Origin of the sequence: Ferdinandcohnia jepli, assembly GCF_047246645.1 — a bacterium.
Classification (GTDB): Bacteria; Bacillota; Bacilli; order Bacillales; family Bacillaceae_L; genus Ferdinandcohnia.
In genome coordinates, this window is sequence record NZ_JBFOKR010000030.1 from 1 (window position 1) to 24689 (window position 24689).

A 24689-nucleotide genomic window follows, 5' to 3' on the forward strand; every position below is an offset into this window, starting at 1 on the left:
CCCTTTGAAGGGCTGGCCAGTAACGAAGGCTTTCAGCCGTAGAACAAACCACCCGTTTTCACGGGTGGTTATGATTTTGTGTGCAAGTAGAGTTTTTATTGTATTTTTCGAATTAATTATTTTATTGCAGGATTTCCTTGTAATAAGTTTCGAATAAATCAATACCTTTTTCGATAAAATCTTATTATTGCCGAATTATATGAATTATTACCGGATTAATGTGTTTTGTTCAAATTGAAACTCTATTTCCCCTCAACCCACGCCAACAATTTCCGTACTCGAGGCATCTTTCCACCGAAATAACTCGCTTTTACAATAAAAAACAACACAAGTACACCAATTGTATCCTTCACTAAGTCAATAATAGTTGCCGAACGATATGGTACAAAGTATTGGTGTGCTTCATCAACAAATCCATAAGCAATTGAAAGCGCAGCAGCAATCAAATTTGTCCGAGATGTAAGATTTCCACTACTTAAAAAGAACAATACCCATAATCCATACAGAATGCCAAATTCAATTAAATGAAGTGACTCTTTAAAAGCATTATCCCAGGAATAGCCCGTGTCAACTATTGCGTCAGAGGGTAAACTGGATAATATCCAAATGAAAAACATATATGCAAATGGGGCAATTTTTAATAATAAGCGTAGTAATGCCTTCATAATAAACTCTCCTTCGGTGTAACTTTACCTAGTATATCATACGAAAGAAATTCCTTTTACGAAAAATATTTTTAGCAATCATGCATAATAATTTATACTTTGTCGAAAAATAATCTAAAAAAATTTTTTAGCAAATGTATATAATTCAGCGAAAGTGTTCAGAATGGTTGCTGAGGTGATGAAACATGAGAGAGGAAGAAAAGAAACGTACTTCTCAAAAATCAAGTTTACAACGTTTTTTCAGAAAGCGTTGGGTATTTCCAGCAATCTATATTGTAAGTGCAGCACTAATCTTAACCGCGGTTCTATGGTTCCAAGGCAATAATGATGTAGCAGATGAGGATTTCCAATATGGTGAGGATATGCCTGGATCAGCTACTGGAGATTCGCCAAGTGTTCCTGTAAACCAAGCGGGTGAGAAATTCAGAATGCCAGTCATTGACGAAGATGCAATTGAAATCTTTAGAGAGTTTTACGATGTAGAAGCATCAGCTGAAAAACAAGAAGCAGCTCTTGTATTCTATGATAATACGTATACTCCAAATAAAGGTATCGACATCGTAGCCAAGAATGGCGAAGCATTTGAAGTTGTTGCTTCATTAGCTGGAACTGTAACACGTGCAGAAAAAGATCCTTTACACGGTAATGTAGTAGAAGTTGAACATTCTGATGGTGTTGTCACAATGTATCAGTCTCTTGCAGATTTAAAAGTTGCGCAAGGTGACGTTGTTGAGCAAGGTGATGTACTTGGAATGGCTGGAAAGAATACATTCGATCCAGAAGCAGCAATTCACGTACACTTTGAAATCCGTAACAACGGAAAAGCTGTAAATCCGCTTGAGTTTTTCGGTGAGCCAATCACATCACTTGAAGAAAGTGAAGAAGGAACAAAAGAGGAAGAGGCTGCTAAAGAAGAAGCGCCTGCAAAAGAAGAAGATGCAACTGAAGATGACAAAGATCAACCAGCAGAAGAGAAACCAGAAGACAGTGACGATGCAGCAGACGAAGAAGACGATGCTGCTGATGATGAAAAGTCAGATGAAGAAGAAAATGCGAATTCAACTGATGCTTCAATTGGAATGGCAAAAGCGTAATAAAAGCTTGATATTCCGAAACGAATGGCTAGGATCTGCTTATGCAGGCAGTTTACCAGCGCATAACTACTTCAGCTAATGAAGTGGTGGTACGACTGCCTCACTAAACGGAAACGATAGTCTAGTAACTGTGGTGGCAATGGAAGCTAAATTGTAGTCTAATATAAGAAAAACCGATTACTCAATAAGGTGGGTAGTCGGTTTTTTTATTGTATAATAGAAAGAAATGATACAGTTGGGGCTGGATAATATGAAAACACAAATAAAGAGTAGCCAACTTCAAACGAATGATGACATTTGGAATGCGGTTATCCATGCAATATGTGAATGTGATTTTCCAACAGAGAATGAACTTATTAATGACGCCTATTTAGTGTTTCAATTTTATTCGGAGTTAGAAAGTGGAGGATTTGAAGCACTTTTTAATTGGTGGTCTGAATATATTCAAGAAGTTGGGATACATACATATGTACAATCAGTAACATCTGTACTTGAAAAAATAGGTGCATACGAAACGGCGGTTATTTTTAAAAAGTATGGCGAGGACATGTGGAGCAAGTTTGTCACCCTGGAAACTGATGAGATAGATGAAGAGCAATTTTACGAAGTGATTGAAAAGGCTAACTCAGAGTATTACGCGCTAAATGACCAACTTCAGCAAATGCTAGAGTCTTATTTTGTAAGGATACATACTAAAATCATAGAAATAATTGATTAACACCTGCAAAGAGTGGGTGTTTTTAATTTTTTTATAAAAAAAATTAATTTCCTCTGAACTTTTTCACTACGCCAAACGTACTATCTCCGGATAAGGTGAAACTCAATTAGTGGGGGTTTTGTTCATCCCCCACTAATTGTTTTAGTTGAACCAATCGGGGTGTTAGCGTCCGTTAACTCCCACCTAAACATCTTCGTTTAACATCAGGTTTTAAGGTGGGAGTCTTACGGACGATTACACCGGGATAAAACAAATTGAGGGGAAAGTGATAAAAATGGAAGAAATCAATTGGGCATTACTAGCACCGGTAATTGTAATTCAGTTAATTTTAATGGCAACAGCATTAATAGATGTGGCACGAAGTGAAGAAACAAATGGACCAAAACTGTTATGGGTACCGATTATTATTTTTATTAGCATGCTTGGACCGATTCTATATTTTGTGATAGGAAGGAAGCGTTAATATGGCGATTGGGACACTTGAACGTGTTGAAAAAGTAGTGGCACCAGATCAAGCGCTCGTTACGATTGAAAATCTAGTGAAAAAATACGGAAAAGAAACAGCGGTTAACGGTCTTTCTTTTGATATAAAAAAGGGAAGTTGTACAGCATTGTTAGGTCCGAATGGAGCTGGGAAAACAACAACACTACGTATGCTTGCTGGACTTTTACATCCGACTTCAGGAAAAATCGAGTTTGACGGAAACAACAATGGAGACAATCGCCATCTCATCGGGTACCTACCACAGCACCCTGTTTTTTATAACTGGATGAGTGCATATGAGTTTTTGGTATACGTTGGACAATTGGCAAACCTATCGAAAAAGGATTCCCAGAAAAAAGCTGAAGAGCTTCTTGAATTAGTGGGGCTAGCAGATGCCAAAAAGCGTAAAATAGGTGGATTTTCCGGTGGAATGAAACAACGTTTAGGGATTGCACAAGCAATGGTGCACAATCCTAAGCTTGTTATGCTCGATGAACCAGTATCTGCACTGGATCCGGTTGGTCGCCGTGAAGTCATTGAGATGATGAGAGAACTTAAAAAGAAAACAACAATTCTTTTCTCGACCCACGTTTTACACGATGCAGAAGAAGTTTGTGATGACATTGTTATCATCCGAAAAGGTGAATTGGCCCTTAATGATTCACTAGAAGGCTTACGTAAAAAGCATCAGCATGATGTCATTACAATTGTAGCTGAAACGAACATATCTGAGTGGGCAAATAGTTTAACACACTTGAATGTAGTAGAAGAAGTAACGGTTGATCGTTCCACTGCAACAGTTGTTGTTTCAAAATTGGAAGAAGCAAGAGAAGTAATTTTGCGAGACATCTTGTCTAACGAAATCCCAGTAACTTCGTTTAAAATTGGTCAATCGTCCTTAGAGGATGTATTTATGAAGGTGGTGAACTCATGAGTCAATGGTTAGTACTTTTTAAAAAAGAATGGATTGAAATGACACGTAATTTTAAAATACTATGGATTCCGTTAGTGTTTATTTTACTAGGAATCATGCAGCCGGTTACCACTCACTATTTACCTGAGATAATAAAAGCAGCAGGCGATTTGCCAGAAGGGGCAGTTTTTGAAATGCCAGATCCCACTGCGCAAGAAGTAATTGTTCAAACACTAGGGCAATATAGCCAAATCGGTGTACTTATTCTTGTATTAGCGTTCATGGGGATCGTGGCATCTGAGAAAAACAGTGGTGTTACGGATATTATTCTAGTAAAACCAGTTTCATTCGCTAATTATATAACCGCAAAATGGCTTAGCGTTGTTTTAATGACTCTAGGTTCGTTTCTACTAGGTATTCTAGCATCCTGGTATTATACAGGTATATTAATAGGAGATATAGCATTCGCGGATGTATTGCAGGGGTCACTGGTTTATGCGTTATGGCTTGTGTTTTTAGTAACAGTTACGTTATTCCTAAGTACGGTCATATCCAGCAGTGGCTTCGTGGCATTCATGTCATTATTGGTAGCAATCGGCTTATCAGCGCTCACTCCATTACTATCAAAGTGGATGATATGGAGCCCAGCAAGACTATCCTCACATGCTGGCAATCTATTTGTAACAGGTAGCCCAGATGATCATTTTGCATTAACAATGTCAATCACAGCTGTTCTTATCATTGCTTTAGTAGGAAGCGCGGTTGTGTTGTTTACGAAGAAGGAAAGAGCAGCGTAAACATATATGTGTTAGATACCAGGGGAAATGGGCCCCTGGTTTTTTGTTTTTCTAAAGTATAGGGATTTTGAACTATCTCTTCGACATGCAAAAAAGTCCTATTGTGCCTTTAGTAACAACTAATGAGCATGTTTTTACATAAGTTGAAACTAATCGCCAAGATATATGAAAAGGTTCGTAGCAATTGTCAAATCTATCAGAAATTTGGCTAAAGGATAATAGAAGGGACAGCTAGAATCTAAGCAGTATTGGGAAAAGCCCTGCAATTCTTGAAAGAAGGAGGGATGACTTTTAGTGCTTAAATAGGGGCTAACTCAGTAGACACTTATGTAGAGGGAGATGGAGCTTAGGTCATGGGTAAAAAACGAACGTTAAAATCACTACTTATTTTATTAGTCTTTTTATTAGCATTTTCTTCATTTGGTATGGGGGCATTCGCGCAAGGTGAGTCCTCAACTCCTCAACAACTGGCAGAACTTCATGGAAACATTAATGTAAAATCCTCAAAATCTACAACTGTAATTGTTGAGTTAACAGAAGAGTCAGTTGTAGAAGCAAAACACACAGGGAAAAATCAAACAAAATTGAATTTAGCAAAAGAACGTAACAAGGTTAAAGAAGCGGTGAAAAAGGCAGCCAAATCTAGCAAAATAAACCGAGAATATGACCATGTATTTTCAGGGTTTTCAGTTGAATTGGCTGCAAATGAAATTCCAGCTTTACTGGCAGTACCTGGGGTAAAGGCAGTTTATCCGAGTGTGACGTATACAGTAACTGGTGATGAAACTACCCTAGTAGCACCAGAAGAGTTTAGTCCACAGATGGCAGCGAGTGCTCCATATATTGGCGCAAATGATGTGTGGGAAACGGGTATTACAGGTAAAGGTATAACAGTGGCTGTTATTGATACTGGTGCTGATTATACACATCCGGACTTAGCTCATGCTTTTGGTGACTACAAAGGGTACGATTTTGTAGATAATGATGAAGATCCACAAGAAACTCCAACTGGTGACCCTCGTGGTGCTAAAACTGACCACGGAACACACGTATCTGGTACAGTAGCGGCAAATGGACAGATTAAAGGGGTAGCTCCTGAAGCTAATCTTCTTGCGTACCGTGTATTAGGCCCTGGTGGAAGCGGTACAACTGAAAACGTTATTGCTGGTATTGAAAAAGCTGTTCAAGACGGGGCAGATGTTATGAACCTATCATTAGGAAATTCATTAAATGACCCTGACTATGCGACAAGTATTGCACTTGATTGGGCAATGGCTGAAGGTGTTGTAGCAGTTACTTCAAATGGTAACGCTGGTCCTGCTAACTGGACAGTTGGATCACCTGGAACTTCACGTGATGCAATATCTGTAGGAGCAACTCAGCTTCCGTATAATATATATAATGCTTCTATTTCAACAACTGGAGGGGTTAAGTATCCTTCTGCGAAGGTACAAGGATTCCCAAATGATGAAGAATTATTAGCATTAAATGGAGAAGAATATGAATTTGTAGATGTAGGATTTGGTGCGGCTGCAGATTTTGTAGGCAAAGATGTAGAAGGTAAAATTGCATTAATTAGTCGTGGAGCGGGCATTGCATTTGTAGACAAGGCGAGTGCGGCAAAAGCAGCAGGTGCTGTTGGGGCAATTATTTACAATAATGTAGATGGAGAAACTCCAGACGTGGTCGGGATGGCTGTACCTACCATTAAAACTACATTAGCGGATGGACAAAAGCTTTTAGCAGAACTTGCGAAAGGGAATAACAGGGTAAGTTTCAACATTGAATTTGCAAATAGAGTAGGAGAGTTAGTTGCAGATTTCTCTTCTCGTGGACCTGTTACAAGTACATGGATGATTAAACCGGATGTTTCAGCACCTGGCGTAAATATTACTAGTACTATTCCAGGCGGTTACGGTGCGAAGCAAGGTACAAGTATGGCATCCCCACACGTAGCAGGAGCGGCAGCTTTACTTTTACAAGCGCATCCTGATTGGGATGTAGAAGATGTAAAAGCTGCATTAATGAATACAGCAGAAGAACTAACAGATGCAAATGGAAATGTATATCCACACAACACACAAGGTGCTGGAAGCATTCGCCCATTGGATGCAATCCAAACTGAAACACTTGCTACACCGGGAAGCCATTCATTCGGCGTCTTCTACAAAGACAAAGGTAAGCAAGTAGAGAAGCAGCATTTTACAATAGAAAATCTATCGGGTGAAAGAAAGACTTATAGTTTTGATGTTAAATTTGCTGGAAGCCCAGCGGGAATAAAGGTTTCAACTAGCAACAACTTAAAGGTGAATGCTGGGAAATCACAACAAGTGAACTTAAATGTTCAAGTGGATGCTGGCAAATTAGCGACTGGGTATTATGAAGGAACTATCGTAATTAGCGATGGTAAGCAGACGTTTGATGTTCCTACTATTCTATTTGTGAAGGAACCGGACTATCCACGTGCAGAGTATGTATATGTTGAAACAGATGAAAATGGCTTAACTGCAGTTGGTGGGTTCTTCCCAGGAGGAGCTGAATCCGTAGACTTCTTTGTTTATCTTTCAAATGCTGACGGCGCTCCAGTTGGCTATTTAGGAGATATTGCAGTGTATGAAGATGTCCCTGCTGGTTATCAGACATTTGCGTGGGATGGAACACTTTCGAACGGATTCAAGTTGCCAAAAGGTTATTACTATAACGTCTACGCATATGCAACGTATGAAGGCCAAACAGACCTTGCAGGTGTAAACTTCCTTTATAAGTAAATATTAGTGAGAAAAAGGTGTCAGGCATTTTAGCCTTGACACCTTTTTATTTGTAATGTAACTGAATGTCCACCTCAGGCGGACATTTTGGTGGTTTTGTATTTCTGTGGTGCCTGACACCCCAGATGTACATTTGTATTTCTATGGTGCCTGGCACCATAATCGCCGAATTTTTTCTAAAGCTTCAAACCCGTCCGGCTTTTGAAGCGGCGCAGTAGGATGTGGCTTTCGACTCGGGTGATGCCTTCGAGGCTGTAGAGTTCTTCGTTGATGAAGTTTTCTAGTTTTGAGAAGTCTTCGACTAGGACGTGCATGTGCAGGGTGCTTGGTCCTGTCATTTGGTAGCAGCTTGCGACACTTGGGTTGTTGGCGAGTGTTTCGGCAACTTGTACGAGTGAAGCGGGTTCGCAGTCTACTTCGAAAAAAGCTGATACGCCTTTTCCGACTTTTTCAGAATTGATCACAACCGAGAATTTTTCAATGACGCCATTTTCAATGAGCTGGTTTACACGTTCACGTATCGACACCCGTGATAACCCAAGCTCCTTTCCTATATCCACATATGACATTCTTCCATTTATCGTTAACAATTCGAGTATTCGTTTATCTGTGTCATCAAGTTTCATTATTTCACCACATTTCGATTCTTTCGTCACTATTTATTATTTTACCATCGACATTTCTTTCGTACATCATAAAATTGGACATGCCTTCCATATGATAACCTTACCCAAACAGGTAATTTCTGCATTTTTACAGAATTAATCAAAAATAATAGAAAATATTCTACATTTCAATTATAATCATAATTATAAATAGTTTCTTCCGTTTGTTAATCATTTTTTAAAAAATAACTAACAAATGTCAAAGTTACGTACAAAATAGTCTACTATTTTTAGAGGGGGATATGAGAACATGAATGTCGATTATTTGAATTACCCATATGCGTCACAACGCACAACTACCTTTGCGAAAAATGGAATGGTGGCAACTTCTCAACCATTAGCAGCCCAAGCCGGCTTAGAAATTCTGAAAAAGGGTGGAAATGCTATTGATGCAGCAATCGCTACGGCCGCAACATTAACAGTTGTTGAGCCTACTTCAAATGGAATCGGTGGAGACGCATTTGCACTTGTTTGGACAAAAGGAGAGTTACACGGATTAAATGCAAGTGGACCTGCACCGAAAAGCATTTCAATCGATGCAGTAAAGGAAAAAGGTCATGAGTCAATGCCTACTTTCGGGCTTATCCCTGTTACAGTTCCAGGTGTACCTTCAGCATGGGCAGAGCTTTCACGTAGATTCGGTAAGCTGCCATTAACAGAAGTGTTAAAGCCGGCAATTGAATACGCAGAAAAAGGCTATCCGTTATCACCGATCCTCGGGAAGTACTGGAAAGGTGCTTATAAAAGATACAAAGAAATTTTTACTACGCCTGAATACAAGGGTTGGTTTGATACATTTGCACCAGAAGGTCGCGCGCCTGAAATTGGTGAAGTATGGAGTTCCCAAGGCCATGCGGACACATTACGATCTATTGCTGAAACAAATGCAGAAAGCTTTTACCGTGGTGAAATAGCAGATAAAATTGATGAATTCTCAAAAGAAAACGGAGGCTTCATTTCAAAAGAAGACTTAGCAGATTACAAGCCTGAATGGGTTCAGCCTATCTCAGTGAACTACCGTGGCTATGATGTATGGGAGATTCCACCAAACGGTCAGGGAATTGTCGCATTAATGGCATTAAACATGTTAAAAGGATTCGAACTAACCGAGAAGGATTCTGTTGAGACGTATCATAAGCAAATCGAAGCTATGAAACTAGCGTTTGCAGATGGTAAGAAATATGTTACAGACCCAACGAAAATGTCAGTTACCTCTGAACAGCTTTTATCAGAAGAGTTTGCAGCTGAAAGAAGAAGCTTAATTGGGGAAGAGGCACTTACTCCAGAACCTGGTACACCACCAAGCGGAGGTACCGTTTACCTTTGTGCGGCTGATGGAGAAGGAAACATGATTTCGTATATCCAAAGTAACTATATGGGCTTTGGATCTGGAATTGTCATTCCTGGTACAGGGATTGGCCTTCAAAACCGTGGTCATGATTTCTCGCTTGACCCAACCCATGAAAATGCATTAGAGCCTGGTAAAAAGACATACCACACAATTATCCCAGGATTTTTAACGAAAGACGGCGAAGCAGTTGGTCCGTTCGGCGTTATGGGTGGTTACATGCAGCCACAAGGTCATGCACAGGTAGTTATGAATACTGTTGACTTCCACTTGAATCCACAGGCAGCACTTGATGCGCCAAGATGGCAGTGGATGGAAGGCAAAAAGATTGCAGTTGAACCAACTTTCCCATCACATGTGGCACAGGCGCTAGCTCGTAAAGGCCACCAAATCCAAGTGACTCTTGACGGAGGCAGCTTTGGTAGAGGTCAAATTATTTGGAGAAATCCTAAGACGGGTGTCCTTGCAGGTGGTACAGAATCTAGAGCTGATGGCTCGGTAGCAGCTTGGTAAGGCTCTAACAAGAGCTCAAACAGAAAGTGAAATGAGTGGATAAAATGAAACAGCTTCAATTGTTATTAGCATTTTTTCGAGTAGGGATGCTTGGCTACGGTGGAGGTCCTTCCTCCATCCCTCTCGTTCATAAAGAAGTAGTCGAGAAATACAAATGGATGAACGACGATGAGTTTGGAGATGTATTGGCACTTGGAAATACGCTTCCGGGACCAATTGCAACAAAGATGGCAGGCTATATCGGTTACCGCGTCGCAGGCATTCTTGGAATGATTACTGCTGTACTTGCAACGATTGTTCCAACGATTATATTAATGATTGTACTTTTAACTTTTTTAACATCCTTCAAAGACCAACCATGGGTTCTAGGGATGACAAAAGCTGTTACACCGGTTGTTGCGGTCATGCTCGCAACATTAACCTGGGATTTTTTCAAGAAATCAAAGGATTCGCTAGGCTGGATGCACGCAGGAGCAGTAATTGTTGCAAGCTATCTTCTAATTGAGTTAGTAGGTATTCACCCTGGTATCATTATTGCGGTGCTACTGATCGCAGCAGTAGTGAAGAGTGACAAAGACAAACAAGTTAAGCAAAATGTTGAAAAGGGTGTTGGCATGTGATTTTATGGAAGATATTTTTAGCCTTCTTTATTCCGGGAATTGTAGGCTACGGCGGTGGTCCCGCATCAATACCGCTTGTTGAAAATGAAGTTGTGGATCGTTACGGCTGGCTTTCGGTTTCGGAATTTAGTGAGGTGCTTGCATTAGGGAACGCCCTGCCAGGACCAATCGCTACCAAAATGGCCGGCTATATTGGCTATGAGGTAGCAGGAGTACCAGGTGCGATTGTTGGAATCTTTGCTACGGTTGCTCCGTCACTAATCTTAATGATTGTACTGCTCGGATTTTTATATAAACACAAAGATTCACCAAAGGTAAAACGCATGTCATCCTATGTTCGCCCGGCGATTGCGGTTTTGCTTGGGATCATGACAATCAGCTTTGTGTCTACTTCATACGTGGATACTGGGCTTTTACAAACCGTTATTATCATAGTTGTTAGTTATGTGCTCCTTGAAAGGCTCAAGGTTCACCCAGCGTATGTAATTGTTGGTGCACTGGCATATGGAGCGATTTTTCTAGCATAAAAAAAGTAGGTCAGACTTTGGAGTCTGGCCTATTGTAAAAAGGAGAGATAATTGATGAAAAAACTACTATTAACAGGCTTCGTACCTTTTTTAGATTTACCAATTAATCCGACTGAGGAAGTTGTAAAAGCGTTGGACGGTAAGACAATTGGCGGCTATCAAATCGTTGGTAAAATACTGCCTGTTGAATTCGCGGAATCTGCAAAGCAATGTATTGAACATTTTGAAGCAGAAAAACCAGATGTGGTGATCTCGCTTGGACTCGCAGCGGGACGAAATAAAATTACTCCTGAACGAATTGCGATTAACTGTCGTGATGGAGCAGCAGACAACAGTGGTGTGAAATTGCAGGATGCACCAATTGAAGAAGCTGGTCCAGCAGGTTATTTTTCAACACTACCGATCCGTCAGTTCGTTGATGCTTCTGTGGAAAAAGGCTATCCAGCGGTGATATCTAATACAGCAGGAACGTATCTATGCAACAATGTAATGTATTCCCTTTTACATAAAATCGAGCAGGAGCAGTTACCTGTTCGTGCTGGCTTTATTCATATCCCAGCTTCACACGAGCTTGCGTTGAAAAAGCAATCGTTACCAAGTTGGTCACAGGGAGATTTAACACAAGCGATCACAGCGATGATTGAAGTGCTTGATTAAGTTTAAAAAAATCTAATAGTGGAGGGGTATTTAAGATGACGTTTTCAATAGTTGGGTTTGATCCGGAAACAAAGGAATTAGGAATTGCTGTTCAATCTAAATTTCTAGGAGTAGGTGCGGTAGTGCCTTGGGCAAAAGCGGGTGTTGGTGCTGTTGCCACTCAATCATATGCAAACACGTCGTATGGACCAAAAGGACTCGAACTATTAGCAGCGGGAAAAACAGCACAAGAAACACTCGACCAATTAGTCGCAGAAGATGAGCAAGGCGAATACAGACAAGCTGGTATCGTTGACGCAAATGGAAATGCCGCTACATTTACAGGTGAGAAATGCTACGACTGGGCTGGTGGCATCACCGGTGAAAACTTCGCTGCCCAAGGAAATATATTAGTGAATGAAGAAACAGTCACCGAAATGGGGCGCGTTTTCCTTGAAACGAAAGGAACCCTTGCAGAACGCCTTTTACAAGCACTTGATGCAGGACAGGCTGCAGGCGGAGATAGCCGTGGTATGCAGTCAGCTGCGATTTTGGTCGTGAAGGAAAACGGCGGGTATGCAGGATTTAATGACCGCTACATTGATTTGCGTGTAGAAGACCATCCAGATCCAATAAAAGAGCTCATTCGAATTTATAAATTACAACAGCTTTACTTTGCTCCAACGAAAGAAGAGAACATTTTGGAGATTCAGGGTGATGTTCGAGATGAGCTTGCAGGGTTGTTAGTAGGGTTTGGCTATCTAGAAAATGCTGATGTAGACGACACAAAGTTGTATGAAGCACTCACAACCTATATCCATACCGAAAACTTTGAAGCGCGCGAACAAGAAAATGGAAAAATCGACCGCGAAATTCTGGAATACATGAAAAATAAATGAAAAAACTAAAAGGAAGCCGTATGGCTTTCTTTTTTTAGTTTGGTTGAGACTGTGAGTTTTCACTAGGTTTGGTCGGGAAAGTACGCTAATCAGCAATTAAATTTTTTATTATGCAATTATTGAGTTTAACATGCAATTAAATTTTTTATTATGCAATTATTGAGTTTAACATGCAATTAATAAACACTTCTATGCAATTATGTATGGTAAGTGGACAATTCTCGGGATTATTACGCAATTATGATCGAGCAACAGGTACAATTCTCTGACTAGCAGTGAACGTATAAATAAATTGAGCAATAAAAATGGTAATTGAACAATAACCGATAGAATTGAGCAGTATTTACGATTATTGAGCAATAACCCCAGACAATTGAGCAATAGTACTAATACCAGCATTCACTTCAAACCAAATCCAGCTTCAGAAAGGAACTCCAATATGAAGCAATTCAATATTTTCATTGCCTTCTTAAAAGTCGGCCTACTAGGCTACGGAGGTGGCCCGTCATCAATCCCCCTTGTCCACAAGGAAGCGGTGGAACGGTATAAATGGCTCAAGGAAGATGACTTCGCAGATATCCTCGCCTTGGGAAATACACTTCCAGGCCCCATTGCGACTAAGATGGCAGGCTACATCGGTTATCGTGTTGGTGGATGGTTAGGCATGATCAATGCAGTCTTGGCTACAACCGTTCCGACTATCATATTAATGATAATCCTTCTTGCATCATTATCCTCATTCAAGGACCTTGCGTGGGTGCAGGGCATGACAAAAGCTGTTTTGTCAGTTGTCGGAGTGATGCTTGCTTCTTTGACTTGGGAATTTTTTATAAATGCCAAAAAGGGTTTGGGTCTTACAAAGGCAATCATATTTGGAGTTTTAAGCATTATTTTACTTGAGTTTTTACACATCCATCCCGGACTATTAATTGGCATTCTACTAGCAGTCGCGATACTGAAAAAAGACAAAAAAGAGGAGGTAAAGTCATGATCTATTTGCAACTCTTCTTAGCCTTCTTTATACCAGGGATTGTGGGGTATGGCGGTGGACCAGCCTCGATTCCGCTTGTTGAAAATGAAGTGGTCCACCGCTACCATTGGCTTTCTGTACATGAATTCAGTGAAGTACTTGCCATTGGAAATGCACTACCAGGTCCAATTGCGACCAAAATGGCAGGCTATATTGGCTTTCAACAAGCAGGTGTTCTTGGAGCGTCGGTTGCAGTATTTGCAACAGTCGCACCTTCTCTATTACTAATGGTCGGACTACTAAGCCTTTTAGCGAAATTTAAAAACTCACCAAAAGTAAAAAGAATGACCAACTACATACGCCCAACCATCGCTGTGCTTCTAGGTGCTATGGCATACCGTTTCTTTGAAGAATCATACACAGACGCTGGTCTCTTACACACAATCATCCTAATCGTAGCAAGCCTTCTCCTCCTCGAAAAATGGAAAATCCACCCCGCCTACGTCATCATCGGCTCTCTCATCTATGGCGCCATATTACTCTGACTAAGAGCATGTATCCACCTGAGGAGGACATTTGTATTTTTGTGGTGTCAGTCACCGTAGAAATACACAACAGACTAATTGTCCGCCTCGGGTGGACAAATTTTTTTCTTGACGGTTACTGGTAAAAAATTCATAATATAAATATTAATAATTTTCGTAATATTACAATTCCAATCTCGTAATATAGTATATGTAATACATTCTTTTATCGAACAAATGACAACGCTTACACAAAAGGGAGTGGTACTACTCAAATGATCTTTTATATCCTTCTATTTATTACTGGAATCAGCTTGTTTATAGCGTTTAAGAAAAAGCGTCCGCTTTTTTTACTTGTCCCGTTTTTGTCCATTTTTATCTATTTTGTTATTGAGATAATACTATTTCCGGCACCAATCGGAGAGACAATTCGATTCATTTTTAATCTGGGATAAAAGACTTCCTCATACTAACAGGACTAGCAACTCAATGATTTGCGATAATCCGTACCCAACAGAGTACTACTTTTACGAAAAAACCTACTCAAAAAAATACTATAGAAGACAAAATCCAACAAAGCACTATTTTACAAAATATCCCACCTCAAGTGAACCAAGCATACGCCATAAAATATCAAAAAATCTTAAAACTGCCTTTTAAACCTTTAAGGAGGTGATGCGTGAATAGGAGAAAGGAAGAATTGAAGTTTTAAAATTACTACATTATTAATGGAGGTGCAGAAGTTTGAAGAAAATTGATAAAAAGGTTGCTGATGGTTACTTTAGAGAGCGTACAAGAAATATCATCATTTATTTGATAATTGGATTTCTTGTTTCGTTTGGAGTGGTGCTTTTTGCAGAACCGCTATCAACATTCTCAGTAAATGGTCTACCATTCCATTATTTTATGGGAGCTCAAGGAGCAGTGTTAACCTTTATTATCGTTCTGTTCGTAAATGCTAAAGTAAGCGATTCAATCGATCGCAAATATGGCATTGATGAAAGCAAGAACGAACAAATTAGTTCTGGTAAAGTCCTAGATCATTAAAATACCAATTAACCCACGCACAAGTCACAACTACCTCAACATGAGAGAATTACCAAACGTAAGATAAGGCGAACTTACAAGTTGATTACTCTTGTCTCACCATAGCAATGAATACTCCAACATGTCTAACTACTAATCACAATCATTAAAAAGAAAACTTACTGATATAAGAAAATCTCGAATGGGAAGGAATAAGGACCTTCACCGGTTTTTCTTATCTTAGTAATCAACCAACAAATTCCTTAAAAGGGGGAGGAAATTTGGATACACAGTTTTTGGTCTCATTATCTATCATTCTAGCGTCGTTTGCGCTTTATATTGGGATTGCTATTTTCAATCGTGCTAAAGCGACTTCTGACTTTTACGTAGCAGGTCGTGGCGTACCACCGGTATATAACGGTATGGCTATTGGGGCTGACTGGATGAGTGCTGCTTCCTTTATTGGAATGGCAGGAACAGTTATGGCTCTCGGGTACGGCGGTCTTGCATATATCATGGGGTGGACAGGTGGATACCTGTTGCTAACATTCCTACTTGCACCACAGCTTCGTAAATATGGTCGTTATACAGTACCTGAGTTTATTGGTGACCGTTTTAATAGCCATACAGCTCGTATTGTTGCGGCAATTTGTACAATCATTATTTCCTTTACATACTCCATTGGACAGTTATCAGGGTCTGGAGTAGTAATTGGGCGCCTATTTGAAATTGATGCGAAAGTTGGAACAATGATAGGGGTTGTCCTAATCGCGTTCTATGCAGCAATGGGTGGTATGAAGGGGATTACGTGGACACAGGTTGCGCAGTATATTGTCTTAATTGTTGCGTATCTAATTCCTGTTATCTTTATCTCATTACAGTTAACAAATAATCCACTACCATGGCTATCATATGGTAATATCGTGAAAGAAATTGGGGAGCTTGATCGTGAGTTAGGCTTTACTGAATATTTTGCACCATTTACAACAGGTACGAAGTGGCAATTCATTGCCCTAATGTTTACCTTAATGTGTGGTACAGCTGGTTTACCACACGTAATCGTTCGTTTCTATACAGTATCAACGATGAAAGCTGCACGTTGGTCTGGCGCTTGGGCACTATTATTCATCGGCTTACTTTATTTATCTGCACCTGCTTATGCAGCATTTTCACGCTTTATCCTAATGACTCAGGTTGCTGGTCAAAAATTAGCAGAGCTTCCGGCATGGACTCAATCATGGATCGATACTGGATTATTAAAACTTGCTGACGCGAATGGTGACGGCATTCTACAGTGGCAGGAAATGACGATTGCTAATGATATCGTCGTTATGGCAACACCTGAAATTGCAAATCTAGGCGTATTTGTTATCGGCTTAATGGCTGCGGGAGCTATGGCGGCAGCATTATCAACAGCTGGTGGTTTGATGATCGCACTTTCATCTTCATTTGCACATGATATTTATTATCGTGTAATGAAGCCGGATGCTACTGAGCAAAAACGTCTAAACGTAGCACGTTGGTCAATTGCAATTGCTACTTTACTAGCAGGTCTAGTTGCATTAAATCCTCCTGGTGCGATTACGCAAATCGTTGCATGGGCATTTGCCTTGGCATCGAGTACGTTCTTCCCTGCCCTTGTATTGGGAGTATGGTGGAAACGTTCTAACTCACAAGGGGTTATTTCGGGGATGATTGTAGGTTTAGCTGTAGCATTAGCGTATATCTTTGCAGCTAAATACGGCGGCTTTACGATTGCTGGAATTATCGATACAGGAGCAGGAATTTTTGGTGCGGCAGCTGGCTTCATAGCTAACATTGTTGTGTCACTTGCAACACCGGCTCCATCACAAAAAATCCAAGACGAAGTTATGGATATGCGCTATCCTGAACAAATGGTTTACAAGGATGGAGAAGTGTGGCTTAAGGAAGACGCATAATACATTACTAAAAATAAACCATCAAGCGGCTCTGCGAATCATTCGTAGAGCCGTTTTAAAAGAGGGAAGAATATGGAACAGCTATATGATTTGGTAAAGAACCATCCATTTTTCCAAGAACTATCAAAAAATGAAATTCTCTCGTTACTATCACTTTGTTATCCAAAAGGATATATACGTTCAGATATTATATTTCATGCAAATGAGCAGCGGGAGGGAGTACTTCTGCTGCTTTCTGGCTGTGCAGAAGTGTATGTAGGAGAGCAAGATAACCCAGAGGTGCTTGAAATTGTAAATCCAGGTGAGTTAATTGGTTTATCAAGTATTGCGGATTTATTGGGTACACCTCATCGCGAAAATGAGTATACCGTTGAAGTAAAGGCGACAGAGAGTGTGCAATGTTTGTTAATACCTAATCAGGTTATAAAACAAAGATTGCATAGCCAAACTTTCCATCACTATCTTCTTACCCAGCTTGCCGTTCGCCTAAAGGACATTTATGGATCCTTGGCGGAGCAGGTGGCTCTCACCCGAAAAGGCAGAGAAAATGGTTCATTTACTAGAAGAGTTCAGGATATTATGACACAAGATATTATCTCGGTAGAGCCATACGCCAATATAACAGCAGCTGCGAAATTAATGACCACCAATCGTACAAGTTCTGTTCTTGTCATTGAAAGTACTAAGTTACAGGGAATTATTACAGAAAGAGACCTTGTTGCGAGAGTCATACAAGAACAACTCAATTTGAATGTACCCGTAAAAGAAATTATGACCAGAAATCCAATAACCATCTCAAGATACGCCTATTATTATGAAGCCCTTTCCACCTTTATTTTACATGGAGTAAAGCATTTACCTGTTGTAGAAGGTGAAAATGTTGTAGGTATCATTACACTTTCAGATGTCATGCGCAGAAAAAATGATAATATGCTGAAAACAATTAGAGCTATTGAAACTACAAATGAGGAAACATTACCTTCCATAAAATTAGCCATTTATGACGTAGTTGATGCCCTTTTACACGACGATGTGCCGATTTTTAGATTGCTAGATAGTGTAACAAAACTTTACGATCGCCTTGTTAAAAGATGCATCGATATGGCCATAGAAGAGATATCCAAAAAGGAAGGACTGTTGCCACCGGTCGCGTTTTGTTTTTATCAAATGGGAAGTGCGGGCCGAGAAGAGCAATTTCTTCTTACAGATCAAGACCATTTTCTTATCTATGAAAATACAGAAGATACAGAGGTTGAAGAGTATTTTAGAAAACTAAGTGAGGAAATTGTTCGTCTGCTTGAAAAGGCAGGGTATGCGCGCTGTAAAGGTGACATGATGGCTAGCAACCCACGTTGGAGAGGCGGAATTGACACATGGATGGGGCGTGTTCATTCGTGGAGCATAAATGCAACAAATCAAAATATGTTACTCGCACAAAACTTTTTCTCCTACCGATTTTTGTATGGAAATGAATCGCTGCATAACCAGTTTGAAGGAAGATTGCAAGAGGAATTGCAGAACGCAAAGATCTTTCTTTTTCGATTACATGAGCAGGAAAAGGAGAACCAAATTCCAACATTGGGCCATCCGATTCGCGCTTTATTTAAGTTAGACCGAAAGCAACTAGAGATTAAAAAGGAAATTCTATTTCCCTATCATCATAGTCTACAACTATTATCGCTGGTACATGGAATTTTTTCAGGAACTCCCTTTGAAAGAGTCGATAAACTAGTAGATAAGAAGGCATTTGATGAAAAGTTTGCAAAGGATATTAAAGCAGCTATTTCAGAAGTTATCGGATTTTACGTGAGACAGCGGTGGAAGCAGTATAAAAACAAGGAGGAATTGACTTCTGTTTTACATTTTTCAAAATTAACAACAAAAGAAAAGGAAGAGTTGATTTTAAGTGCTAGAATTCTAAAAGAAATCCAAAGTCTAGTAAGTTCCCACTTCTAAACATAGAGAAGCTAGTTTCAAAAAAGGAGGAGAGTCATTGTATTTTACTAGAAAGCCTCTTTTTCAAAATTTGCATACTGAAATCCCTCTATCAACACAAATAGAAGACATTGCATTCACTGTTTTCGATACAGAAACAACGGGCTTTCAAGTAGCTGCGGTTGATCGGATAATTGAAATAGCCGCTGTGCATGTGCAGAGCTTGAAAGTAGTAGAGGAAAATAAATTTCACACATACGTGAATCCAAACCGACAAATTTCTCAGGAAATAATCGAATTAACAGGAATTACAAATGAAAAGGTCGAATCCGCACCACCCCCTATCGAAGCCATCTCGCAATTGTTTCACTGGATCAAAAAGAAAAAAACTGCGTGTCTCGTTGGCCATTATGTGTCATTCGATATGCTTGCATTGAAGAGTGAGTTAAAACGTGAAAAGTATAGCTTTCAAAAAATACCGACAATTGATACACTCGACTTGATAGGATATATTTCTCCATCATATGACATGCGCGATTTGCACCGCTACGCTCAAAGCTTTGGGACTCGAATATACGAACGCCATAATGCAACGGGTGACACGTTAACAACCGCGTACTTATTTGTAGAACTGTTACAACTTTTTATGGACCGCGGTGGGCGGACCTGGGGCGAACTTTTACGAGCAACTGAAAACCAGAGTAGAGATTGGTAGGGGATAACATGGAAATATTCATTCTTTTTGCACTGTTGGTAGTTGGCATTTTACTATTCGTTTTGCTTCCGCTATGGGCATTTAACAAAGGCTGGAGAGTAGTCTCGGTTGGTGGATCACTTTTAGTAAGCATAGCTTTATTTTATCTTATTTCACTCATGACAATTGATCCTACATCCATATCAGGAAACGGAAATCTCGCCATTTTAGTCATGCCATTTGCAGTTGCTTCTTATGTTGGTACACTATTACTTTTATATAAAATAGAATTTAATCTGACTTTCCTAATAAGGATTGTTTGTACAATCGGTATTTTGCTTTTAGTTATTGGAGAAGTCATTCACGTACAGAATCTGGTTGACACACTAGGTGGAGGACCAGACATACCAGATTCCCGAATTTACCGATTTGGCTGGTTTAATCAATACACAAATACGTTTTATTTTAACGGTTATATATTTGCGATAGGGATTCTGCTTGTGGTGGGTGTCTTTCGTAAAAAGTGAGAATCGGATTCTGGGGGATCCGGTTTTTTTGTTTTTATAATGTGAAAATGACTACTCAATAAAATTACATCCTCAAAAAATTAATCCATTTTACCTACATAAATCTGTCCAAATTCACTGATAAAATGCCTCTTTTTAAAAATATTTTGATAAAAGCCTTGTCCCTCTTGACTTTTATAGCATATTCCCTCAACCAAGCTAATAAAATGTTACAAACCTAACAAAGAGAGTGTTTGAGGTGAGGGGTCGTATATCGTCTTCATAGATACAGCAATTCAAATGGCGAACGATGATCAAATAGAGCTACTTCTTCATTGAAGCATGAGCGCGTCTCATTTCACACTTCTCACATCCATATAGGGAGGGCGAGTAGTGTGCACGATTACATCAAAGAACGAACTATCAAGATTGGAAAGTATATCGTGGAGACAAGAAAAACAGTTCGCGTCATTGCGAAAGAATTTGGTGTTTCCAAAAGTACTGTCCATAAAGATTTAACCGAGAGACTGCCGGAAATCAATCCCGAATTAGCAAACGAAGTGAAAGAAATCCTTGATTATCATAAATCAATACGACATTTACGGGGTGGAGAAGCAACGAAATTAAAATACAGGAAAGAAGAAGAATTAGAAGAGCAGCCTGTAAAATAATTTGAACAAGCGTGTTAAGACTTAGAAAATTGAGGCACCTTCATATGAATCTGCCTCTACATCTAAAAGGTTTTAATATAGGGCTTTGGTAAGGTTATGTGTTACTTTCTTTCATGCATATCGACAATTTCCTACAAATTTTTGTATCTTTTTTCACAAAAAACTATTTTATCTTGCAAATTGTGATACAATATATTATTAGGAAAATACGTGCATTGGTGATTGAATGCAAGGAGGAAAGTTACACAATGTTAGCTAGGGATATCGGTATCGATCTTGGTACGGCGAACGTACTGATTCATGTTAAAGGTAAAGGCGTTGTTTTAAATGAGCCATCTGTTGTCGCATTGGATAAAAATACTGGAAAAGTGTTAGCTGTTGGTGAAGAAGCAAGAAGAATGGTTGGACGTACACCTGGGAATATTGTTGCGATTCGACCATTAAAAGATGGAGTTATCGCTGATTTTGACGTAACAGAAGCAATGCTGAAGCATTTTATTAATAAGCTTAATGTGAAGGGATTTCTTTCAAAACCACGTATTCTAATTTGCTGTCCAACAAACATCACGTCTGTTGAACAAAAGGCGATTAGAGAAGCAGCTGAAAAAAGCGGTGGTAAGAAGATTTACTTAGAAGAAGAGCCAAAGGTTGCTGCAATTGGTGCAGGAATGGATATTTTTCAACCAAGCGGAAATATGGTTGTAGATATTGGCGGTGGAACTACTGATGTTGCCGTGTTGTCAATGGGCGATATCGTCACCGCCTCTTCTATAAAAATGGCTGGGGACAAGTTTGACGCAGAAATCCTCAGTTATATTAAGCGTGAGTACAAGCTATTAATTGGTGAAAGAACAGCTGAAGATATTAAAATTCAGGTTGCAACTGTATTCCCAGATGCGCGTCACGAAGAAATTGATATTCGCGGCCGTGATATGGTGACGGGATTACCACGTACACTTACAATCAAATCAGATGAAATTGAAAGAGCATTACGCGAACCAGTTTCAGCGATTGTACAAGCTGCAAAAAGTGTTCTTGAACGTACACCACCAGAGCTATCTGCTGACATTATTGACCGTGGCGTAATTTTAACAGGTGGCGGTGCATTACTGCACGGAATTGACCAACTCCTAGCAGAAGAACTGCGAGTTCCTGTTCTTATCGCAGAGAATCCAATGGAATGTGTGGCAATCGGAACAGGTATTATGCTAGAAAACCTGGACAGACTCCCACATAAAAAACTAATGTAATTAATTATATATATACGGAAAGGACCTCTCGAATTGGTAGGTCCTTTCCCGGTTTTTAAAAATTTGTATAATTCTAACACTTGCTGTTGGTATAATTTACAGATGAAGAAAAAGGGATTCCCTTTTATAATAGAGAGATAAGAATATGTCTAGCTCAGGTGCTTTGCGCTTTTCAAGACTACATAAAAATGAGGTGAGTTCATGTTACGTGGGTTTTACTCTGCAGCGGCAGGAATGATTGCTCAACAACGCCGTACAGAAATGCTAACAAATAATATAGCAAATGCAAATACGCCAGGTTATAAAGCAGATCAAGGAACAATGCGTGCATTTCCGGAGATGTTAATGAATCGATTGGAAGCTACAGGCTCTTTAGCGAAAAATGGAAATAGCATAAATACTTCAACCGGAATTGGCGGGCTCAATACGGGTGTGTATATGCAAGAAATGTTGCCACTGTTTAAGCAGGGTGATATTCGCGAAACAGGACTACCTACTGATATTGCATTAGTAAATGGTAACCTTCCGATTAATCCGGACACCAATGCACCGGGATCTTTATTTTTCACCGTACAAAATGGAAATGGTGATATTCGTTATACAAGGAACGGTAATTTTACAATCGATCCAGCTGGATATTTGACGACTAATGAAGGCTTTTATGTATTAGATGAAGCTGGGAACCGCATTCCCCTTCAATCGGATGATTTCCAAGTAACTGCAGATGGAAGCTTGGTTGTGAATGGACAAGCTCAAACTCGTTTGCAAATTGCGTATTCGGATGATCCATTAGCGCTAATTAAAGAGGGCAATGGTCTTTATCGTACGAATGACAATACGCCTTTGCCAAATGCTGCTGCCAATCCTGCAGTCAGTTATAACTTAAAGCAAGGTTTTATTGAAGGCTCAAATGTCGATGTTTCAATGGCAATGACTGAAATGATGACTGCTTATCGTTCGTTTGAAGCAAACCAGAAGATTTTGCAGGCGTATGATAAGAGTATGGATAAAGCCGTTAATGAGATTGGAAAACTATAAGAATAGCAAACCTTGTTACTCGGGAGGTACCATGAATGCGCTCAATGATTACAGCAACAAACACAATGAGTCAATTACAAAAACAATTAGATACAATTGGACATAACCTAGCGAACCTGGATACAACCGGCTATAAACGCCGCCAAGTTAACTTTAGTGAATTATTATATCAACAATTTAATAATCAACCAGTTGCTTCCCAAGAGGAAGGACGCTTAACTCCTAATGGCATTCGTCAAGGTGTAGGTGCAAGACTTGGCCACACCAATATGTTGATGACACAAGGTGCTATTAAAACAACTGACCGCCAGCTTGATTTGGCTTTAACAAACGCAAATCAATTTTTACAGGTCTTGGTTGAAGAAAATGGAATTCAGGTCCCACGGTATACGAGGGATGGTGCACTATATCTATCTCCAGCGGCAAATGGACAAGTAACACTTGTGAATAGCGGTGGGAATCCTGTGCTCGATCAGGATGGCGAACCGATTGTATTTGATGACAATTTTAAAGAGATAAACATTTCAGCTAATGGTATACTTACAGTAACATCATCAGAAGCGGGAATGCCTAATCAAACCTTTGCTTTGTCTGTAATGGAAGTAAGGAAGCCTCAATTACTTGAAGCGGTTGGACAAAATATGTTCGCGCTACCTAACTTAGCTGAGCTAGGGATAGCAGAACAAGAGGTACTGGTTTCCCTCGAAGGTGACCTGCGGAATCAAGTAAGCATTCAACAAGGTGCTTTAGAGCAGTCCAATGTTGACTTAACGTCTGAAATGTCAGACCTTATGTTAGCGCAGCGTTCATATCAATTTAATGCAAAATCAATTTCGGTAGCCGACCAAATGCTCGGACTTGTAAACGGAATACGATAGAAGGTTAACTTTATTCAGCAGAAGTCCCCTACTTCTATAAGTGGGGGATGATGCAAAAAGGGTTTACAAATCAGTCGGGGTTCAAACTCCGACTGAATAAAGTTAAAGCCTCCGGCGGATGCCTCGATTTTTAAAAGGAAATTTTTCGAGCAAGCACGAAAAAAATCGGGGGCAAATACGCCAAGGCGCATTTGATTGCAAGGCTTATTAAGTGCCTTGGGGCCAATCCTATGTAATATGAAACGATAAGGAGAATTCTCTGTGACTAGTGAACTAAACAATACACAAGTAAAATCACGTGCTGATTTTAAAAAGACTCGTGAGGAAGAACAGAATACAGAAAAAGAAAAGAAGCCAAAGCGTAAACGGAAAGAAAAAATTCGGTTACGTTTAATTCCAATTTGGGTTCGCCTTTTACTGGTGGCAATTCTTCTTGCAGGAAGCGTCGTTCTTGGTGTAGTTGTGGGTTACGGATTCATCGGAGATGGCGAGCCAAGTGATGCTTTGAAAAAGTCAACCTGGCAGCATATTATTGATTTAGTTCAGAAGGACGTTTAGAAATAACATGAATTTACCACTTCCGGTTGCGGAGTGGTATTTTTTTGTGAAG

The 24689-nt window shown here is 39.8% G+C and carries 25 protein-coding genes; 23 read left to right on the plus strand and 2 right to left on the minus strand.

The genetic code is table 11. The features are described from left to right. Positions 1 to 242: 242 nt before the first annotated feature. Positions 243 to 665 carry a VanZ family protein gene (locus tag AB3M96_RS22315; protein WP_412969816.1) on the minus strand — a complete coding sequence of 141 codons (423 nt, stop codon included), beginning with the start codon at positions 663 to 665 and terminating at the stop codon, positions 243 to 245. A 185-nt stretch (positions 666 to 850) separates the two neighbouring features. Here AB3M96_RS22315 and spoIIQ point away from each other — a divergent pair, with 185 nt between their 5' ends. From spoIIQ to AB3M96_RS22345, 6 genes are all read left to right on the plus strand, one after another. Further along, entirely contained in the window at positions 851 to 1759 is a 909-nt protein-coding gene (gene spoIIQ / locus AB3M96_RS22320) for a stage II sporulation protein SpoIIQ (RefSeq protein ID WP_412969817.1), read from the plus strand. 250 nt (positions 1760 to 2009) lie between these two features. Beyond that, positions 2010 to 2477 (plus strand): DMP19 family protein, encoded by a 468-nt coding sequence (locus AB3M96_RS22325; protein WP_412969818.1) that lies wholly within the window; start codon positions 2010 to 2012, stop codon positions 2475 to 2477. Between the two features lie 274 nt (positions 2478 to 2751). Beyond that, positions 2752 to 2940: a PLD nuclease N-terminal domain-containing protein gene (locus AB3M96_RS22330; RefSeq protein ID WP_412969819.1), complete on the plus strand. Its 189-nt coding sequence runs from the start codon at positions 2752 to 2754 to the stop codon at positions 2938 to 2940. A gap of 1 nt (position 2941) precedes the next feature. Beyond that, on the plus strand, positions 2942 to 3895 hold the full coding sequence (locus AB3M96_RS22335; RefSeq protein WP_412969820.1) for an ABC transporter ATP-binding protein: 954 nt from the start codon (positions 2942 to 2944) through the stop codon (positions 3893 to 3895). Continuing rightward, the gene (locus AB3M96_RS22340) at positions 3892 to 4671 is read left to right on the plus strand and encodes an ABC transporter permease (RefSeq protein WP_412969821.1); all 780 of its coding nucleotides are present in this window, start codon (positions 3892 to 3894) and stop codon (positions 4669 to 4671) included. The genes AB3M96_RS22335 and AB3M96_RS22340 overlap by 4 nt, the downstream gene beginning before the upstream one ends. A 353-nt stretch (positions 4672 to 5024) precedes the next feature. After that, entirely contained in the window at positions 5025 to 7439 is a 2415-nt protein-coding gene (locus AB3M96_RS22345; RefSeq protein WP_412969822.1) for a S8 family serine peptidase, read from the plus strand. 176 nt (positions 7440 to 7615) lie between these two features. Here AB3M96_RS22345 and AB3M96_RS22350 read toward each other — a convergent pair whose 3' ends face one another. Then, positions 7616 to 8065 carry an Lrp/AsnC family transcriptional regulator gene (locus AB3M96_RS22350; protein ID WP_412969823.1) on the minus strand — a complete coding sequence of 150 codons (450 nt, stop codon included), beginning with the start codon at positions 8063 to 8065 and terminating at the stop codon, positions 7616 to 7618. Between the two features lie 289 nt (positions 8066 to 8354). Between AB3M96_RS22350 and AB3M96_RS22355 the strand changes: the two genes are divergently transcribed. From AB3M96_RS22355 to AB3M96_RS22435, 17 genes are all read left to right on the plus strand, one after another. Beyond that, entirely contained in the window at positions 8355 to 9965 is a 1611-nt protein-coding gene (locus tag AB3M96_RS22355) for a gamma-glutamyltransferase family protein (protein WP_412969824.1), read from the plus strand. A gap of 44 nt (positions 9966 to 10009) precedes the next feature. Then, positions 10010 to 10585, plus strand: a complete 576-nt coding sequence (locus AB3M96_RS22360; protein WP_412969825.1) for a chromate transporter — start codon at positions 10010 to 10012, stop codon at positions 10583 to 10585. Then, entirely contained in the window at positions 10582 to 11112 is a 531-nt protein-coding gene (locus AB3M96_RS22365) for a chromate transporter (protein WP_412969826.1), read from the plus strand. The genes AB3M96_RS22360 and AB3M96_RS22365 overlap by 4 nt, the downstream gene beginning before the upstream one ends. A gap of 54 nt (positions 11113 to 11166) precedes the next feature. Further along, positions 11167 to 11769: a pyroglutamyl-peptidase I gene (pcp, locus tag AB3M96_RS22370; protein WP_412969827.1), complete on the plus strand. Its 603-nt coding sequence runs from the start codon at positions 11167 to 11169 to the stop codon at positions 11767 to 11769. A gap of 35 nt (positions 11770 to 11804) precedes the next feature. Further along, positions 11805 to 12647, plus strand: coding sequence for a DUF1028 domain-containing protein (locus AB3M96_RS22375; RefSeq protein WP_412969828.1), 843 nt, complete (start codon positions 11805 to 11807; stop codon positions 12645 to 12647). A gap of 439 nt (positions 12648 to 13086) precedes the next feature. Next, positions 13087 to 13638, plus strand: coding sequence for a chromate transporter (locus AB3M96_RS22380; protein ID WP_412969829.1), 552 nt, complete (start codon positions 13087 to 13089; stop codon positions 13636 to 13638). Next, positions 13635 to 14162, plus strand: a complete 528-nt coding sequence (locus AB3M96_RS22385; protein WP_412969830.1) for a chromate transporter — start codon at positions 13635 to 13637, stop codon at positions 14160 to 14162. The genes AB3M96_RS22380 and AB3M96_RS22385 overlap by 4 nt, the downstream gene beginning before the upstream one ends. Positions 14163 to 14885: 723 nt before the next feature. Continuing rightward, complete coding sequence (locus tag AB3M96_RS22390) at positions 14886 to 15188, plus strand: DUF4212 domain-containing protein (RefSeq protein WP_412969831.1); 303 nt, start codon at positions 14886 to 14888, stop codon at positions 15186 to 15188. Between the two features lie 260 nt (positions 15189 to 15448). Beyond that, a complete protein-coding gene (locus tag AB3M96_RS22395; protein ID WP_412969832.1) occupies positions 15449 to 17107 on the plus strand; it encodes a sodium:solute symporter family protein in 1659 nt (552 codons plus the stop codon). Positions 17108 to 17179: 72 nt separating this feature from the next. Further along, positions 17180 to 19063 carry a DUF294 nucleotidyltransferase-like domain-containing protein gene (locus AB3M96_RS22400; protein WP_412969833.1) on the plus strand — a complete coding sequence of 628 codons (1884 nt, stop codon included), beginning with the start codon at positions 17180 to 17182 and terminating at the stop codon, positions 19061 to 19063. A gap of 37 nt (positions 19064 to 19100) precedes the next feature. Further along, positions 19101 to 19757 (plus strand): 3'-5' exonuclease, encoded by a 657-nt coding sequence (locus AB3M96_RS22405; protein WP_412969834.1) that lies wholly within the window; start codon positions 19101 to 19103, stop codon positions 19755 to 19757. 8 nt (positions 19758 to 19765) lie between these two features. Then, positions 19766 to 20263, plus strand: a complete 498-nt coding sequence (locus tag AB3M96_RS22410) for a hypothetical protein (protein ID WP_412969835.1) — start codon at positions 19766 to 19768, stop codon at positions 20261 to 20263. A 374-nt stretch (positions 20264 to 20637) separates the two neighbouring features. Further along, positions 20638 to 20913, plus strand: coding sequence for a sporulation transcriptional regulator SpoIIID (gene spoIIID / locus AB3M96_RS22415; protein WP_412969836.1), 276 nt, complete (start codon positions 20638 to 20640; stop codon positions 20911 to 20913). Between the two features lie 248 nt (positions 20914 to 21161). After that, the gene (locus tag AB3M96_RS22420; protein ID WP_412969837.1) at positions 21162 to 22163 is read left to right on the plus strand and encodes a rod shape-determining protein; all 1002 of its coding nucleotides are present in this window, start codon (positions 21162 to 21164) and stop codon (positions 22161 to 22163) included. Between the two features lie 201 nt (positions 22164 to 22364). Beyond that, positions 22365 to 23201, plus strand: coding sequence for a flagellar hook-basal body protein (locus AB3M96_RS22425; RefSeq protein WP_412969838.1), 837 nt, complete (start codon positions 22365 to 22367; stop codon positions 23199 to 23201). Between the two features lie 35 nt (positions 23202 to 23236). Further along, entirely contained in the window at positions 23237 to 24079 is an 843-nt protein-coding gene (locus AB3M96_RS22430; RefSeq protein ID WP_412969839.1) for a flagellar hook-basal body protein, read from the plus strand. Between the two features lie 261 nt (positions 24080 to 24340). Beyond that, positions 24341 to 24637, plus strand: coding sequence for a DNA-directed RNA polymerase subunit beta (locus tag AB3M96_RS22435; RefSeq protein WP_412969840.1), 297 nt, complete (start codon positions 24341 to 24343; stop codon positions 24635 to 24637). Positions 24638 to 24689: the final 52 nt, after the last annotated feature.

What these genes read in the sequence shown, in the direction of transcription:
- AB3M96_RS22380 (WP_412969829.1), top strand. Translation starts at nt 13,087, where the DNA reads ATGAAGCAATTCAATATTTTCATTGCCTTCTTAAAAGTCGGCCTACTA.
- pcp (WP_412969827.1), top strand. Translation starts at nt 11,167, where the DNA reads ATGAAAAAACTACTATTAACAGGCTTCGTACCTTTTTTAGATTTACCA.
- spoIIQ (WP_412969817.1), top strand. Translation starts at nt 851, where the DNA reads ATGAGAGAGGAAGAAAAGAAACGTACTTCTCAAAAATCAAGTTTACAA.
- AB3M96_RS22350 (WP_412969823.1), bottom strand. Translation starts at nt 8,065, where the DNA reads ATGAAACTTGATGACACAGATAAACGAATACTCGAATTGTTAACGATA.
- AB3M96_RS22385 (WP_412969830.1), top strand. Translation starts at nt 13,635, where the DNA reads ATGATCTATTTGCAACTCTTCTTAGCCTTCTTTATACCAGGGATTGTG.
- AB3M96_RS22340 (WP_412969821.1), top strand. Translation starts at nt 3,892, where the DNA reads ATGAGTCAATGGTTAGTACTTTTTAAAAAAGAATGGATTGAAATGACA.
- AB3M96_RS22420 (WP_412969837.1), top strand. Translation starts at nt 21,162, where the DNA reads ATGTTAGCTAGGGATATCGGTATCGATCTTGGTACGGCGAACGTACTG.
- AB3M96_RS22375 (WP_412969828.1), top strand. Translation starts at nt 11,805, where the DNA reads ATGACGTTTTCAATAGTTGGGTTTGATCCGGAAACAAAGGAATTAGGA.
- AB3M96_RS22360 (WP_412969825.1), top strand. Translation starts at nt 10,010, where the DNA reads ATGAAACAGCTTCAATTGTTATTAGCATTTTTTCGAGTAGGGATGCTT.
- AB3M96_RS22315 (WP_412969816.1), bottom strand. Translation starts at nt 665, where the DNA reads ATGAAGGCATTACTACGCTTATTATTAAAAATTGCCCCATTTGCATAT.
- AB3M96_RS22325 (WP_412969818.1), top strand. Translation starts at nt 2,010, where the DNA reads ATGAAAACACAAATAAAGAGTAGCCAACTTCAAACGAATGATGACATT.
- AB3M96_RS22430 (WP_412969839.1), top strand. Translation starts at nt 23,237, where the DNA reads ATGCGCTCAATGATTACAGCAACAAACACAATGAGTCAATTACAAAAA.
- AB3M96_RS22345 (WP_412969822.1), top strand. Translation starts at nt 5,025, where the DNA reads ATGGGTAAAAAACGAACGTTAAAATCACTACTTATTTTATTAGTCTTT.
- AB3M96_RS22335 (WP_412969820.1), top strand. Translation starts at nt 2,942, where the DNA reads ATGGCGATTGGGACACTTGAACGTGTTGAAAAAGTAGTGGCACCAGAT.
- AB3M96_RS22425 (WP_412969838.1), top strand. Translation starts at nt 22,365, where the DNA reads ATGTTACGTGGGTTTTACTCTGCAGCGGCAGGAATGATTGCTCAACAA.
- AB3M96_RS22330 (WP_412969819.1), top strand. Translation starts at nt 2,752, where the DNA reads ATGGAAGAAATCAATTGGGCATTACTAGCACCGGTAATTGTAATTCAG.
- AB3M96_RS22400 (WP_412969833.1), top strand. Translation starts at nt 17,180, where the DNA reads ATGGAACAGCTATATGATTTGGTAAAGAACCATCCATTTTTCCAAGAA.
- AB3M96_RS22410 (WP_412969835.1), top strand. Translation starts at nt 19,766, where the DNA reads ATGGAAATATTCATTCTTTTTGCACTGTTGGTAGTTGGCATTTTACTA.
- AB3M96_RS22355 (WP_412969824.1), top strand. Translation starts at nt 8,355, where the DNA reads ATGAATGTCGATTATTTGAATTACCCATATGCGTCACAACGCACAACT.